Origin of the sequence: Epilithonimonas sp. (genome assembly GCF_036780765.1) — a bacterium.
GTDB lineage: Bacteria > Bacteroidota > Bacteroidia > Flavobacteriales > Weeksellaceae > Epilithonimonas.
The window spans coordinates 318,207-332,817 of record NZ_DAIQCG010000002.1; the positions used below are offsets into that span (position 1 = coordinate 318,207).

General features: G+C 34.1%; 14 protein-coding genes. 6 read left to right on the forward strand and 8 right to left on the reverse strand.

Going from position 1 to position 14,611, the window contains the following annotated elements; all coding sequences use genetic code 11:
• Positions 1-32: 32 nt before the first annotated feature.
• The 6 genes from V7P73_RS04875 to V7P73_RS04900 all read right to left on the reverse strand — a co-directional run bounded on the left by V7P73_RS04875 (position 33) and on the right by V7P73_RS04900 (position 3,795).
• Positions 33-761 carry an ABC transporter substrate-binding protein gene (locus V7P73_RS04875; RefSeq protein WP_333851818.1) on the reverse strand — a complete coding sequence of 243 codons (729 nt, stop codon included), beginning with the start codon at positions 759-761 and terminating at the stop codon, positions 33-35.
• A gap of 70 nt (positions 762-831) precedes the next feature.
• Positions 832-1,416 (reverse strand): DUF5606 family protein, encoded by a 585-nt coding sequence (locus V7P73_RS04880; RefSeq protein WP_333851819.1) that lies wholly within the window; start codon positions 1,414-1,416, stop codon positions 832-834.
• Between the two features lie 113 nt (positions 1,417-1,529).
• Positions 1,530-2,102: a peptide deformylase gene (gene def / locus V7P73_RS04885; protein ID WP_312420837.1), complete on the reverse strand. Its 573-nt coding sequence runs from the start codon at positions 2,100-2,102 to the stop codon at positions 1,530-1,532.
• Entirely contained in the window at positions 2,099-2,512 is a 414-nt protein-coding gene (ruvX, locus tag V7P73_RS04890) for a Holliday junction resolvase RuvX (RefSeq protein WP_333851820.1), read from the reverse strand. The genes def and ruvX overlap by 4 nt, the downstream gene beginning before the upstream one ends.
• A gap of 96 nt (positions 2,513-2,608) precedes the next feature.
• Positions 2,609-3,205, reverse strand: a complete 597-nt coding sequence (locus V7P73_RS04895; protein WP_333851821.1) for a hypothetical protein — start codon at positions 3,203-3,205, stop codon at positions 2,609-2,611.
• A 77-nt stretch (positions 3,206-3,282) separates the two neighbouring features.
• Positions 3,283-3,795 carry an RNA polymerase sigma factor gene (locus V7P73_RS04900; RefSeq protein WP_333851822.1) on the reverse strand — a complete coding sequence of 171 codons (513 nt, stop codon included), beginning with the start codon at positions 3,793-3,795 and terminating at the stop codon, positions 3,283-3,285.
• A gap of 595 nt (positions 3,796-4,390) precedes the next feature.
• On the opposite strand from V7P73_RS04900, the gene V7P73_RS04905 reads away from it, so the two are divergent.
• From V7P73_RS04905 to kbl, 6 genes are all read left to right on the forward strand, one after another.
• On the forward strand, positions 4,391-5,086 hold the full coding sequence (locus V7P73_RS04905; protein ID WP_333851823.1) for an ABC transporter ATP-binding protein: 696 nt from the start codon (positions 4,391-4,393) through the stop codon (positions 5,084-5,086).
• A gap of 213 nt (positions 5,087-5,299) precedes the next feature.
• Complete coding sequence (locus V7P73_RS04910) at positions 5,300-5,680, forward strand: hypothetical protein (RefSeq protein WP_333851824.1); 381 nt, start codon at positions 5,300-5,302, stop codon at positions 5,678-5,680.
• Between the two features lie 28 nt (positions 5,681-5,708).
• Positions 5,709-8,156: a replication restart helicase PriA gene (gene priA, locus V7P73_RS04915; protein ID WP_333851825.1), complete on the forward strand. Its 2,448-nt coding sequence runs from the start codon at positions 5,709-5,711 to the stop codon at positions 8,154-8,156.
• Between the two features lie 150 nt (positions 8,157-8,306).
• Positions 8,307-9,764, forward strand: coding sequence for a D-alanyl-D-alanine carboxypeptidase/D-alanyl-D-alanine endopeptidase (dacB, locus tag V7P73_RS04920; protein WP_333851826.1), 1,458 nt, complete (start codon positions 8,307-8,309; stop codon positions 9,762-9,764).
• A gap of 81 nt (positions 9,765-9,845) precedes the next feature.
• Complete coding sequence (locus tag V7P73_RS04925) at positions 9,846-11,777, forward strand: M1 family aminopeptidase (RefSeq protein ID WP_333851827.1); 1,932 nt, start codon at positions 9,846-9,848, stop codon at positions 11,775-11,777.
• Between the two features lie 213 nt (positions 11,778-11,990).
• Positions 11,991-13,184, forward strand: a complete 1,194-nt coding sequence (gene kbl, locus V7P73_RS04930; RefSeq protein WP_333851828.1) for a glycine C-acetyltransferase — start codon at positions 11,991-11,993, stop codon at positions 13,182-13,184.
• A gap of 100 nt (positions 13,185-13,284) precedes the next feature.
• Here the strand turns inward: kbl and rplS are convergent, their stop codons facing one another.
• Together rplS and V7P73_RS04940 are read right to left on the reverse strand one after the other, a co-directional pair.
• Positions 13,285-13,644: a 50S ribosomal protein L19 gene (gene rplS, locus V7P73_RS04935; protein WP_089770508.1), complete on the reverse strand. Its 360-nt coding sequence runs from the start codon at positions 13,642-13,644 to the stop codon at positions 13,285-13,287.
• A gap of 129 nt (positions 13,645-13,773) precedes the next feature.
• Positions 13,774-14,208: an FKBP-type peptidyl-prolyl cis-trans isomerase gene (locus V7P73_RS04940; protein ID WP_089770509.1), complete on the reverse strand. Its 435-nt coding sequence runs from the start codon at positions 14,206-14,208 to the stop codon at positions 13,774-13,776.
• Positions 14,209-14,611: the final 403 nt, after the last annotated feature.

Below are 14,611 nucleotides of genomic sequence, written 5' to 3' on the forward strand. Positions count from 1 at the left end.
AATATTAAAGTCGCAATCTACTGCGACTTTTTTTATTGATTGATTTCTGTCAAAAGTTCTCTATAATAATTCCCACACTTCGCAAGATGTGTTCCATACCAGGAAAAAGCTTCGCCGTCAACAATTCTAATTTTCTGATTTTGACAAACTTCTTGGATTTCATCAATATGTTTTTCTTTGAAAGGAAATGGCTCTGACGAAAGGAAAATCAAATCGGCGCCTTTCAAATCTTCCAATTGAACTTCGGGATAACGTTTTTGGTTTTTAAATAAATTCTCAAATCCTAATTCTTCCAAAATCCTCGAAATAAAAGTATCGCCACCAATGGTCATATAAGGATTTTTCCAAATCAGATAAGCGACGTTCAAACGTTTTTCAGATTTCTGAATATCAAAAGCTTCATAAGTTTTCAGATTGAAAAATTGAGCTTTTTCCTCTTTCCCAAATAGATGCCCGAGTTGTTTCAATAGATAATAATTGTCTTCCAGAGTTTCAATATTCGTTACCAAAACTTTGAAATCTTTCATCAATTCCTCAACTTGATCTTTGACGTTTTCCTCCTTGTTGGCGATGATTAGGTCTGGTTTTAGAGATTTAATTTTATCCAGGTTAAGATTTTTAGTTCCACCAATTATTTCAATTTTATCAACATAATCTTTTGGATGGATACAGAATTTCGTTCGACCAACAATTTCGTCAGTTGTCAAACCCAAATCAAACAAAGCTTCCGTAATCGAAGGAACTAATGAAACAATTCTCATAAATAAAAAACTCTCTCAAAAATAGACATTTCTGAGAGAGCATTTATAATTTATAATTATCAATTAATAATTATTCTTTGTCTTCTTTTTTAGTCGCTTTTTTAGCAGCAGGTTTTTTAGCTGGCGCTTTTTCTTCTTTAGCTTCTTCTGTTTTTTCAGCAGCTTTTTTTGCAGGAGCTTTTTTAGCCGCTGGTTTTTTCTCTGCTTTTTCTTCGACTACTTTAGCTTCTTCTACGGTTTCTTCAGCAAGAGCTTCTGGCTTTACAAAACTTTCAGGCGTGATGTAACCTGCTTTTTGAAGCAAGTTGTACCATTGAGCCAATTTTTTGATATCAGACTCATAAACTCTTTCCAAATCGTAATTAGGAAGAGATTCTGCCATAAAAGCTCTTAGTTCATCACTAGAAGATTTGTGGTTGATTGTTGGCTTGTAGTCGTATTTTTTTGCAATATTTTCAAAAACTTCGAACAAAGGAACTTCTTTATCAAATGTGAACATTGCGATGTTGTCCAAAAGACTTACTTGGCTTGAGTTTGAGATGCTCGCTTTTTTCTTAGTCGTGATGTCCTCAACGATAAAACCGTTTTTAAGTTGAGAAACCAATTTGAAAAGTCCTGGTTTTCCAGAGATTGAAATAATTTTTTCTAACTGCATTTTACATTAATTTTTGTCGGCGGTCGGAAGTCCGATGTCCGAAGTTTTAATTATATTTTTTATTTTTCTTTTTCCTAATTGCATTCTTCGGTCTTCTGACCTACAACTTCTGACTATTTTGGAAATCTCATTTTATAACTCACGCTAACGTCTCCATTAGCAATTTTCTGAAGTTTTCCTTTCACGATTTTTTTCTTCAACGCACTCAGGTGGTCTGTAAAAAGAATTCCTTCGATGTGGTCATATTCGTGTTGGATAACTCTTGCTCTGATGTCGGAAAATGTATCGGTATGTTTGACGAAATTTCTATCGTAATATTCTATTTTAATCGTTGATTTACGTTTCACATCTTCACGAACTTCGGGGATGCTCAAACAACCTTCATTGAATTTCCATTCTTCTCCAGATTCTTCAAGAATTTTTGCGTTGATGAACACTTTTTTAAAATCTTTCAATTCATCAGCGATGTCTTCATAATCTTCATCTTCCGAAAGTGGAGAAACATCTACTACAAAAAGTCTGATATCCAAACCAATTTGAGGAGCAGCCAAACCAATTCCATTTGCTCCGTACATCGTTTCGAACATATTATCGATTAGGGTCTGAAGCTCAGGATAATCTTTGTCGATATCGTGTGCTTTTTTTCTCAAAACGGAATCTCCGAATGCTCTAATTGGTAAAATCATCTCTTTTGGTCTAAAAAATTCTGCAACAAAATAGTTGCGCTTACTTTGTCAATCAATCCTTTTTCTTGTCTTTGTTTTTTGTTTTTTCCGCTTTGACTAATGAAAAAAGAAGCCATTTTGGAAGTGAAACGTTCATCCAGACGATTGATTTTTTTATCAGGAAACTCCTTTTCAAACACCGAAATAAATTTCTGAATCTCCGTTTCGATTTCGGACATATTTCCTTTCAAATCTGTGGGAAGTCCTATCACAACTTCGTCTACGCTGTTTTCAAAAAAGTACTTTTTCAGAAAATCTACAAGTTTTGGTGTTTCTACTGTCGTCAGTCCGCTTGCAATGATTTGTAAGTCGTCTGTTGCAGCAATTCCTGTTCTTGCTTTTCCGTAGTCTATGGCTAGGATTTGTCCCATAAGTCTGCAAATTTACAAAAATTTTTAGCTTATGAAAATTAAAAAAGCCGTGTAAAGATGATAGGCTTTATACGGCTTTTAATGATTAGAATGATATTAATCCATTTTCATTTCATCTACCAGTTTTTTGATTCGGTCAATATATTTACCATAGAAATATTGAAACCACCAATTGCCAAGGAAATAGAGTCCGAACAAACTAAGAATTACTGGGAAAAGCAGATAAAATGACAAGAATCCATTACTGTATGTTTTTGTGTACGGAATCGATTCTGTAATTATAATCATTTCACAAACCAAAAACGGGACGAAACTTAGATAAAATGATAAATAATATTGCTTATTCAATTCAAATTGATGAAACAAATCTTTCAGAGAATCATAAGTTCCCAAAGTAGGATTGCCGATTTCTCTATAAAGTCTAAAGAACTTACTGAAGAAGAAAACTGTAATCAAAGTCATAGAAGCCACCAAAACCTCGATGTAAAGCCTGAATCTGAAAGGAATTGGGAAAAACCAAATCACAATCAAAATGATAGGAAGCAATATAATGGTCGACCAAAACTCGTGGCGCATATTTTTTCTAATCCTTTCCAAAGGATGATGTATCTGTCTCTGTTTTTCTGGCGAAATCTCCGGCGTTTCGGAAACATCTTCTTTATTCCAAAGTGATTTAAGATTATCTAAGTCCATATCTTTGATAGTTGATAGTTGATAGTTGATAGTTGATAGTTTGTTGATTGTCAGTCTGAGCGGAGTCGAAGACTTTATTACACTAAAGCTCTCGAAGCCTCTTTATTAATCAATTCCTTTAATTTTTCTTTTGCGCGGTTTAGTTTTACACGGGCATTACCTTCCGAGATTCCCATTTGTTCTGCCATTTCTTTACCCGAAAAATCTTCCAGATAATAGAAAATCAAAGCCTTGTCAATGGGATTCAGTTTTTGGATAGATTCATACATCACTTTCAGATTTTGCTCGTCTTCGTGGTTGTATTCGTCTTCTTTTATTTTGTAGAGTGAGACATCGTGGTTTTGGATGAAGTTTCTTCTTTTCTCAGATTTCAGGAAGATGATGGCGGTGTTCAGAGCAATTCTATAAAGCCAGGTTGAGAATTCACTCTTACCTTCAAAACTCGAAAAAGACTTCCAAACCTGATAAACAATCTCCTGAAAAAGGTCATTCTGGTCATCACGATTATCCATATACATTTTAGAAATCTTGAATATGATTCCTTTATGTTTATCGATTTTCTCTAAAAATTCTTTCTCAGATGAACCCATTTTTGTTTTAACTCTGTTCGGTTAGTAATGATATCAAAAATTTGTTACAAAATAATTAAAGACAAAAGAAAAAAGGCAAAAGAATAAAACTTCATAATTATAATTTGGGCGCCTTTATCCGCCTGCAGTTTATCCTGAGCTTGTCGAAGGATTCCCGCTTTTTTCTGTCATTGCGAACGAAGTGAAGCAATCTGTTGAGCTTTCGGACAATCGCAATGTCAGAAAAAGAGCTCCACTCAAACCTAACGAAGTGGTTCATCGATTCAAAAAAATAATAATAAAATAGGAGATAAGTCGGGGCGTGCTTCGCCAAGATTGAATATTTGCATATCAATTTGTACATCAAATCAATATCTTATATATCCGCATTATTTGTCATTCCGCAGGAATCTGAACGTAGAGATTCTTTCAGAATTACAAGCAGAATGTTTTTACTTGTTTTTCTTTGCTGAACGAAGCGCCTTTGCGACTCTTAAAAATATTTTCAATAATGTATAAAAATCTTTGCGCTCTTTGCGTTTAAACAGACACGGTAATTTTTCATATTTTTGTAAATCAATTATCATTCATCACTCATCATTTATAACCCAAATCGATGTCTTTAAAAATTTCAGGACTTACCAAAAAATTCGGAGAGCAAATTGCGCTCAATGATATCAACATAACGATTGCCAACAACGAGATTATCGGATTACTCGGACCAAATGGTGCAGGAAAATCCACGTTGATGAAATCCATAACAGGCGTTCTGAAAATTGACGAAGGCGAAATTCTCTTGGACGAAAAAAATATTTCAGAAAACGAAATCGAATCCAAAAAGAAAATAGGTTTCCTTCCTGAGAACAATCCACTTTACAACGAGATGTTTGTGAAAGAATATCTTCAATTCGTCGCGAATCTTCATAACATCAAAAAAGAAAGAGTAGAACAAGTGATAGATTTGGTTGGGATTACACCAGAAAAATCAAAAAAAATCAGTCAACTTTCCAAAGGTTACAAACAACGTGTTGGATTAGCGCAAGCGATTCTTCACGAACCGCATTTATTGATTTTGGACGAACCAACGAATGGGCTTGACCCAAATCAAATTGTCGAAATCCGAAATGTCATCAAAGAAATTGGAAAAGCAAAAACCGTGATTTTGTCCACACATATTATGCAGGAGGTTGAAGCGCTTTGTTCGCGTGTGATTTTGATTCATCAAGGTAATATCATCCAAGATTCTCCAATCTCAGAATTCAAAGGAAAATTTGCAAGTTTGGAAGAAGCTTTCCAAAATTATACGGTTTAAATATTAATAATGAATAGAATTATCATTTTAATTTTTCTTTTAATATTTTCCATTGGTTTTTCTCAAAAAAGAGAATTTAAAAATCAAGGAGAGCAAGAAGACTATTGAGCAGAGCAGGTTTTTGAAAAAGAATATAAAAAAGAAAAGTACCCGAAATTTAATTCTGAAATTATACAGAATAGTAAAACTGAATTTCTTTTCGGAACTAAACTATTGAAAGTTGTTTGTTCATCAAAATATTTACCCATTTTTTTAGAAGGGTTTTTTTATCCACAATTAATTATTGGAAACAAAGAAAATAGTAAAATTCTGTCAATCGATGAACTTAATAAAATGACTTCTGAAGAGCAAGTCTTTTATAATATGTCAAAAAACGCTTTGCTTAATATTTCAAATTTAGAAGAACTTAGATTTTTAAAAACAAGTCCAAAAATTAAAAGATTTAGATTTTGGAGTTTCCGTCCAGGATTTGCAAATCCACAAGTTTACTATTTTGAATTAACCAATGAAGCTGCGAATGAAAAAACTTCTTTTGAAAATTTTATTAAAAACTCAAATTTGACTTTTATAAAATCAGGTCATATTGTAATTTAAAACATTAGAATTTTAAGTTTTTATCACATTGAACTTCGCTCAAATAATCCTTCCACTCAATCTCAAAGGAACTTTCACGTACAAAGTTCCAGCAGATTTTTTGGATAAAATTGAAGTTGGAATGCGGGTTTTGGTTCCGTTTCGTGGAAAGAAAATCTATACGGGAATTGTTGCGGAACTGTTCAATGATTTTGAAGAAACTTTTGTTCCGAAACAAATTATCAATCTTTTAGACAATCAACCGATTGTTCCGAAACAACAATTGGATTTTTGGAATTGGCTGAGTTCCTATTATCTATGCAATCTGGGCGAAATTTACCGTTTGGCATTTCCGTCTTCTCTCAAGTTGGAAAGCGAAACTTACGTCAGATTATTGTCCGAAAGAACGATTGATTGGCAAAATCTGGACGCGAACGAAACTTATCTTCTTCAAGCTTTGGAAGTTCGGCAAATGCTGAATTTGCAGGAGATTGAAGCCTTTATTCCTAAAAAAGAAATCATCAAAACCATCAATGCGTTGATTGATGAACGATACATTTCTGTTGATGAAAAAATCACTGAAAAATATAAGGCAAAGGAAATTGCTTATCTGAAAGTCAATGATGAGGCTTTGATTTCAGAGAATCTGGCAATGATTCTTTTGAAATTGGATAAAGCTAAAAAACAAAAAGACCTTTTTCTCAATATTCTTTCCAAACAAATTGATAATCCAGAAAATCCAATCCGGAAATCTTTGATTTTTGATGAAGGTAATTTTGTCAATCAACAACTTAAATCTTTGATAGAAAAAGGTTGGGTTACAGAATATTATCTGGAAAAAGACAGAATAGATTCTTACGAAGGCGAAATCGAAGAAATTGAAGAACTGACGGATAACCAGAAAAAATCGATTTCAGAAATCAATCAGGCTTTTGAAGAAAACAAAAATGTGTTGCTTCATGGCGTGACTTCATCAGGGAAAACGCATATTTATCTTGAGAAGATTGAAGATTGTGTTAATTCCGGACAAAATGTTCTGTTGCTTTTGCCAGAGATTGCTTTAACGAAACAAATTACAATCCGTCTCGAAAAAAAATACGGAAAGAAACTCGGTTTTTATCATAATAAATTGACAGATTTTGAAAGGGTAGAAGTCTGGAGAAAAATCAAGAAAAATGAATTGCAGATTCTCATCGGAACTCGTAATTCTTTGTTTCTGCCATTTGAAAATCTAGGATTGATTATTGTTGATGAAGAGCACGATTCGGCTTACAGGCCAAGAGACCAGAACTTCTTTTTCAATGCGAAAGATTCGGCAATGATGTTGGCAGAATTTTATCAAGCAAAATTGATTTTCGGTTCGGCAACGCCTTCTTTGGAAAGCTACGATTTGGCAATGAAAGATAGGCTGCGTTATGTAGTTCTTAACGAAAGATTTGGGAAAGTGGATTTGCCTAAATTTGAAATTATTGACATCAAAGAAGCACAAAATCAAAAGAAAATCGTCGGGAATTTCAGTCAAAAAATGGTTGACGAAATCAACCTTCAATTAGAACATAAAAAACAAACCATTATTCTTCATAACCGCCGTGGTTATGCCAATGTCATCGAATGTGAAACTTGTGGTCACGTCACTTATTGCAGTAATTGTGATGTGGTGATGACTTATCACAAAGCTTCCAACGAGCTCAAATGTCATTATTGTGGGCATCGTTCCGGAAAACCTACAATTTGTCCAAGTTGTAATAGCGACAATCTGAATACAAAAGGCGTTGGTGTGGAGCAAATCGAGGAAGAAACCCAGAAAATATTCTCTGATTCCGAAGTTGACAGAATGGATGTGGACTCTATGCGAAAGAAATTTGCTTACGAAAAACTCTATGAAAAACTGGAAAACGGAGAAACCGATATTTTGGTCGGAACACAGATGATTTCCAAAGGTTTAGATTTTGATAATATTGAATTAGTCGCGATTCCGAAAGCAGATTCTTTGATTCACGTTCAGGATTTTCGTGCAGAAGAAAGAGCTTATCAATTGATTACGCAAGTTGCAGGACGCGCAGGAAGAACTTCGGGAAATGGTAAGATTCTGATTCAGACTTATAATACGTCGCATTCGGTTTTTGAATTGATTAAAAATCAGAATGTTAAAGAGATTTATAATTATTTTCTTGATGAAAGGAAAAAGTTTCTCTATCCACCGTTTGTGAAATTAATAATGATTGAACTGAAACATAGGAAAGAAGACAAAATCAACAGAGCTTCTCAGTTTCTCGGTTCGATTCTTAGAAAATATATTCCTGAAGAATGTATTCTTGGTCCGGAAAAATCCCCTATAACAAGGCTTAATAACCTATATCAATATCAGATTCTTCTCAAATTTCCTAAAAACAAAAACTACAGAATCTATAAAGAACTGCTTCTTAAATCTTTTGATGAATTTGACGAAATCACAGCTTATAAATCTGTGAGAAAGGACTTATTTGTAGATTTTTAACAATTTTTAACGGCTTTTCAGATTTTTTATTACGGATAAACCGTAAATCAACGGCAATATTCTCTAACTTTACTTAGTTATGATTATAAGATTATATAATCTTAAACCTTAATTAATATAAATTCAATAAAAATTGTAATTGTTTTGAGAATGAATAAAATCAGAAATTATTTTTCAATCATCGCAATTGGTTTTTCTTCATTTGTGTTTTCGCAAGGGAGCGTCGCAGTTTCTACATATCCACAAGTTGCTGATCAGCAGAATCTTGTAAAGGATATCACCGCAGAAAAGGCGCTGTTGTCTCCGAAAGAGCAGATTGAGTTCAATATCAATAAGATGTTTACAGACCCGGTTCTGAGAAATGCGAATTGGGGATTTGTAGTTTATGACCCAAAAACAGAAAAAATTGTAACAGCTTATAACGAAACAGCTCCGCTGATTCCGGCTTCTACAACTAAATTATTAACGACAGAAACGGCGTTCTCTTTATTAGGAACGCAATACAGATGGAACACTCAGTTGGAATATTCAGGAAGTATTGATGTTGATGGCGTGTTGACTGGAAATCTTTATATCGTCGGAAGTGGCGACCCTTCGTTAGGCGGAAATAGAGGAGGAGCAGCGAGTTATACTCAGATTGTTAATCAGTATTTGGATGCAATCGAAGAAAAAGGAATTAAGAAAATTACAGGAGATATTATCATCCAGACGGCGATTTTCAAGGAAAATAAAAAACAGGAACTTCCGCAAAATATCGTTTGGTTAGAACAAGCTAATTATTTTCTGCCAGTTGGGACAACCAAAGATATTGATCCTAAAAATGAAAAGTTGTTGATTAGCCAGTCTAACAGTCCTTTCAATCAAGTTAAAAAATATTTCTATGTTTCGCCATACACCAACAAGGCTGTTTATACAGACAAATTTGAAGGTGCTTGGGTAACAACAAAAGTGGCAGAACCACCATCTTTTTTGGCTAATAAATTGAGAGAAAGTCTGGTTAAAAATAAAATCACAGTTTCCGGAAAAGTAACTCCGAAAATTGTTGATAGAGAACCTGAGCCAAGAGAGATTTTGACGATTTATAAATCACCTACTTTAGCTGAAATCGTTAATTATACCAATCAAAGAAGTGATAACAATTATGCAGAAGCTTTGTTGAAATCTAATGGTTTCCAAAAATTAGGTGATCAAACTTTGGAGTCGGGTAAATTAGCTGTAACAGAACATTTGAAATCAACAGGTTTTGATTTGGAAGGTCTTAATTATATGGACGGAAGTGGTTTATCAAAAGCGCATACTGTGACACCTATTTCTCAAGCTAAATTCTTAGCCAAAATGATGAAATCGCCTTATTATAAAGAATATTTCGAGTCTTTGCCAATTGCAGGACAATCCGGAACACTGAAACATATGTTTATGGTGAATTCCAACGGACAGATTTTTGCAAAAACCGGAACTTTGAATGGTGTAAAATGTTTGGCTGGTTACATCAAAACAAGAAATAACAAAACGCTTGCTTTTTCTTTATTGATTAACAAATTTTCAGGATCTGTTGCTCAAGTGAAAGACAGAATGGAACAGTTGCTGGATCCAACTTTAGATTTGTAATAATCAATGTTTTATAAATTAAAAACTCATCTCGCCGGGATGAGTTTTTTTTGTAGCTTTGATTTGAAAATCATCAATCCTATGAAAAAGCTTTACTCGTTATTTATCGTTTTCTTTTCAGTTAATATCATTTTTGGTCAGTCATTTAATATTGATAGAAAAGGGATTATAGAATCTGAGAAAAAGAAAAACCTAAAATCTATTTTGGATGTCAATGTCAATCCAAATACGTTGAATTATGATTTGCAATACGTCAGATTAGAATTAGATTTAGATCCAACACAACAATATATTGCAGGTACTGTGACATCCCATTTCAAAATGCTGCAGAATTCTCCTGATATTTACTTTGATTTAAAGAATAATTTAACGGTTTCCAATGTAAAATACCACGGTCAGGATTTGACTTTTCAGCAATTGAGTACAGATGAAATCAGAATTAATTTTCCTTCAACATTATCTGCCCAGACAACGGATTCTTTATCTATTACTTACAGCGGAATTCCATCAACTGTTGAACAAGCTTTTGTTGCTACGACTACACCCGCGGGAGATCCAATTTTAGCTACTTTATCAGAGCCATTTGGGGCAAAACAATGGTGGCCTACAAAACAAAGTATGAATGATAAAATTGAAAAATTAGACATCAAAATTTCAACTCCTGCTCAGTACACAGTTGGTTCCAATGGAAAATTGATGTCAGAAACAATTTTAGGAAATGGCAGAAAATTAACTTATTGGCAAACCAATTATCCGATTCCGGCTTATCTTTTTGCATTAGGAATTTCCAATTATACTAAACTAAATTCCACAATTACAACAACCAATAGCTCATTTCCTTTCCTTAACTACGTTTATCCGTCTTGGGCAACAGCAGACACTCAGTCCAATTTGAATTGGACTGCAATCAGTATGCAGACCTTCGAAGATCATTTCGGATTATATCCTTATAGAAATGAAAAATATGGTCATATGCAGTTCAACTGGGGTGGCGGAATGGAACACGCAACAATGACTTCTATGGGTTATTATGGATTGGATTTAATTGCCCACGAACTCGCACACCAATGGTTTGGAGATAAGCTGACTTGTGGTGCGTGGAATGATATCTGGCTAAATGAAGGTTTTGCTACAATGGGCGAATATGTGGTTTTTGAAAAATTGTTGATGTCACCAGCACAGTTTCAAAGCTACTTACAAAATGAGATGAACGATATCACAAGTGCGCCAGACGGTAGTGTTTATATCCCAAATAGTGACCTAAATTCTGGCAGAATTTTCAATGCAAGATTAACTTATACAAAAGGTGGTTATGTTTTGAGAATGATCAAATGGATTTTAGGCGATGACCAATTTTATGCAATGTTGAAAGCATATCAGAGTAATCCTGCTTTTGAATACAACTATGTTAAAACCAACGATTTTCGAGACTTTTTAGGTTCTTACACGGGAAGAGATTTTACAGATTTTTTTAAGGACTGGATTTATGGCGAAGGTTACCCAACTTATCAAATCAAATGGAATCAAAATCCCACAAGTAAAAAACTGACATTCCAAGTGGGACAGACCAGAAGCTCATCTGCAGTTAGCTTTTTTGAATTGCCTTTACCAATCAAAGTTTCAGGATCTGGGGGACAAACCGCTTATTTTGTTTTGGATCATACTTCCAACAATCAATATTTCACACAAGATGTCAATTTCGATGTTACAAATGTTGAATTTAATTATGCCAAACAAATCATTACAAAAGGTTCTACAGTAACAAAAGATAATAATCTGGCTGTTAATAACATTCAGCAAAAAAACATCAGTGTTTATCCCAATCCAGCCAAATCTTTCATCAAAATTTCTGGTTTACAAAAATCAATAGATTACGAGATTTTCTCAGTCGATGGAAAATTAATCAAGAAAGGAATTTCAAATCCAGATTCAGAAATCAATATTTCTGCCTTTGTCAAAGGAACTTATATTTTGAAATTCAATAATCAATCAATTAAAATTATTAAAGAATAATTTTGGCAGCTATTTCTGCTCAAGTCGGGCTACAAAAACCTTCGCTGAGTTTTACTTCTTTGCAAACCTTAAAAATGTTTTCAATAATTTTAGAAAAAATCTTAGCGGATTTTGCGTTTAAATTTTAAATTTCTTTCAAACGTTAAAACATCACAAAAAAGCACTTTATAACGGTGCTTTTTTTATTTTTGTTAAAATCGAAAATCAATAAAAATGATATCACAAAAATTCCTTGAAAACATCACAAATGAATTAACAAACATAGAAAACGACGGACTTTTCAAAAGAGAAAGAATCATCACATCGCAACAAAGTGCAGAGATAGAAGTGGCTGGGAAAAAACTGTTGAACTTTTGTGCCAACAACTATTTGGGATTATCCAACAATCCGGAAGTGATGAAAGCTTCGCAAGATGCCATAGAATCTCACGGTTATGGGATGTCTTCTGTTCGTTTTATTTGTGGAACTCAGGATATTCATAAAGATTTGGAAGCCAAGATTTCTAATTTCCTGGGAATGGAAGATACAATCCTTTACGCTGCTTGTTTTGATGCCAATGGTGGTGTTTTCGAACCTTTATTCTCAGAAGAAGATGCTATCATTTCCGATGAGTTGAATCATGCTTCTATTATCGACGGAGTGAGATTGTGTAAATCTGCAAGGTACCGTTACAAAAACAATAATATGGAAGATTTGGAAGCTCAATTGATTGCGGCTTCTGAAAAGAATCACAGATTCAAAATTATTGTAACTGACGGAGTCTTCTCAATGGACGGAATCGTAGCTGACCTAAAAGGTGTTTGTGACTTAGCAGACAAATATGATGCTTTGGTAATGGTAGATGATTCTCACGCAACCGGATTTATCGGGAAAACTGGGCGTGGAACGCACGAAGCGAATGATGTTATCGGAAGAGTCGATATCATTACTTCAACTTTAGGAAAAGCTTTGGGTGGCGCTTTAGGAGGTTTCACTTCTGGAAAAAAAGAAATTATCGATATGTTGAGACAGCGTTCTCGTCCATATTTATTCTCCAATTCATTAGCACCAGGAATTGTTGGTGCCGCTTCCAAAGTTTTGGATATGATTTCTGATGATACTTCTTTGAGAGATAAAGTAATGGAAAATGCAGAATATTTCAGAAAAGAAATGAAGGCTAAAGGTTTCGATATTCCAAATGGCGACGCAGCGATTGTTCCAGTAATGCTTTACGATGCGAAATTAGCGCAGGAAATGGCGGAGAAACTTTTAGCTGAAGATATTTATGTGATAGGATTCTTCTATCCGGTTGTTCCAAAAGGCAAAGCGAGAATCAGAGTTCAGCTCTCTGCGGCGCATACAAGAGACCATTTGGACAAAGCAATTGCGGCTTTTGAAAAAGTAGGAAAAGAATTAGGAATTATCTAAATAAAATAAGCGCTTTCAAAATTTGGAAGCGTCATTTTTAATTACAAAAAAACCAGCAAATAATTTTGCTGGTTTTATATTTTTCGAGAAAGTCTCAAGATTATTTCTTACCTCCGTAAGCTTTGTCCTTGATTCTTGCTTTTTTACCTCTAAGGTCTCTGAAGTAGTAGATTCTAGCTCTTCTAACTTTACCTTGTCTGTTAACTTCAATTTTCTGAAGTGCAGGCATGTTGATAGGGAAAACTCTTTCTACACCTACATCACCAGACATTTTTCTGATAGTGAAAGTTTTAGTAAGACCTGTTCCTCTCAATTGGATAACAGTACCTTTGAAGAACTGAGTTCTTGTTTTGTTACCTTCTTTAATTTCTGTGTACACAGTGATGGTGTCACCGGCTTTGAATTCTGGGAATTCTTTTTTCGTAATGTACTTATCTTGTACGTACTTTAATAAATCCATTTTTTATAATAAAAAAATTGTTTTGTCAAGCTAAGCAACATTCACGTCCTTCGTCAGAGGTTGATTAACAGGTTGCAAAAATATAAATAATTTTCATAACTGCAATACAATCTGAGAATTAAATTTCAATTATTTAATCTCCAACAACTCCACATCAAAAACCAAAGTACTGTTCGGTCCAATTTCTTTGCTCACTTCCTGCTGTCCATAAGCCAGATGTGGCGGAATTGTAAACCTGAATTTACTTCCAACAGACATCAGCTGTAAACCTTCTGTCCAACCTTTTATAACTCTATTAAGAGGGAAAGAAGCTGGTTTTCCGCGTTTTACAGAGCTGTCAAAAACTTTACTTGTAATTGTTGTTCCGTGATAATGGCATTTTACAGTACTTTTCGCTGTCGGTTTTGGTCCTTCAGTTTCCACAAGAATTTCGTATTGCAAGCCACTTGGCAAAGTCGTTACGCTTTCTCTTTTTCCGTTTTCAACCAAATAATCCTGACCATCTCTCAGGTTTTTTTCAGCCAGTTCTTTTTTTCTTTTCAATAATAAATCCGCTACACCCATTTTAAATTTTTTTCAAAGTTATTAATTATAAGTAAGATTAAACATTAACAAATTTATTTGGAACTTTTTGACTTCGTCGAACAGTTTCTATTGATTGTTTTTTGGAGCTGTTTTCCGCTGTCCACTATATCTTTTTTGTCATTGCGAACAAATTATAGCCATCTTTACAACATTTTCCCCGCAATGCCAAAAAAGGATGCCGTTCCCATCGGGGCTAGGACATTCACATCCAAACAATATTTGACATAAAATATAATGTTTGTCATTCCGTAGGAATCTCAACTATAGTTGATAAATACATTTAAAATATTGCATTTAAAATCTGCAAAATCCGCATAATCAGCGAGAAAAAAATAACTCATTATCTCTTAGTTGAGCAAAGCGCCTTTGCGACCTTAAAATA

Bases quoted from the DNA above. Each gene is read 5' to 3' on its own strand.
- V7P73_RS04875 (WP_333851818.1), bottom strand. From the start codon at position 761: ATGAGAATTGTTTCATTAGTTCCTTCGATTACGGAAGCTTTGTTTGAT.
- V7P73_RS04880 (WP_333851819.1), bottom strand. From the start codon at position 1,416: ATGCAGTTAGAAAAAATTATTTCAATCTCTGGAAAACCAGGACTTTTC.
- def (WP_312420837.1), bottom strand. From the start codon at position 2,102: ATGATTTTACCAATTAGAGCATTCGGAGATTCCGTTTTGAGAAAAAAA.
- ruvX (WP_333851820.1), bottom strand. From the start codon at position 2,512: ATGGGACAAATCCTAGCCATAGACTACGGAAAAGCAAGAACAGGAATT.
- V7P73_RS04895 (WP_333851821.1), bottom strand. From the start codon at position 3,205: ATGGACTTAGATAATCTTAAATCACTTTGGAATAAAGAAGATGTTTCC.
- V7P73_RS04900 (WP_333851822.1), bottom strand. From the start codon at position 3,795: ATGGGTTCATCTGAGAAAGAATTTTTAGAGAAAATCGATAAACATAAA.
- V7P73_RS04905 (WP_333851823.1), top strand. From the start codon at position 4,391: ATGTCTTTAAAAATTTCAGGACTTACCAAAAAATTCGGAGAGCAAATT.
- dacB (WP_333851826.1), top strand. From the start codon at position 8,307: ATGAATAAAATCAGAAATTATTTTTCAATCATCGCAATTGGTTTTTCT.
- V7P73_RS04925 (WP_333851827.1), top strand. From the start codon at position 9,846: ATGAAAAAGCTTTACTCGTTATTTATCGTTTTCTTTTCAGTTAATATC.
- kbl (WP_333851828.1), top strand. From the start codon at position 11,991: ATGATATCACAAAAATTCCTTGAAAACATCACAAATGAATTAACAAAC.
- rplS (WP_089770508.1), bottom strand. From the start codon at position 13,644: ATGGATTTATTAAAGTACGTACAAGATAAGTACATTACGAAAAAAGAA.
- V7P73_RS04940 (WP_089770509.1), bottom strand. From the start codon at position 14,208: ATGGGTGTAGCGGATTTATTATTGAAAAGAAAAAAAGAACTGGCTGAA.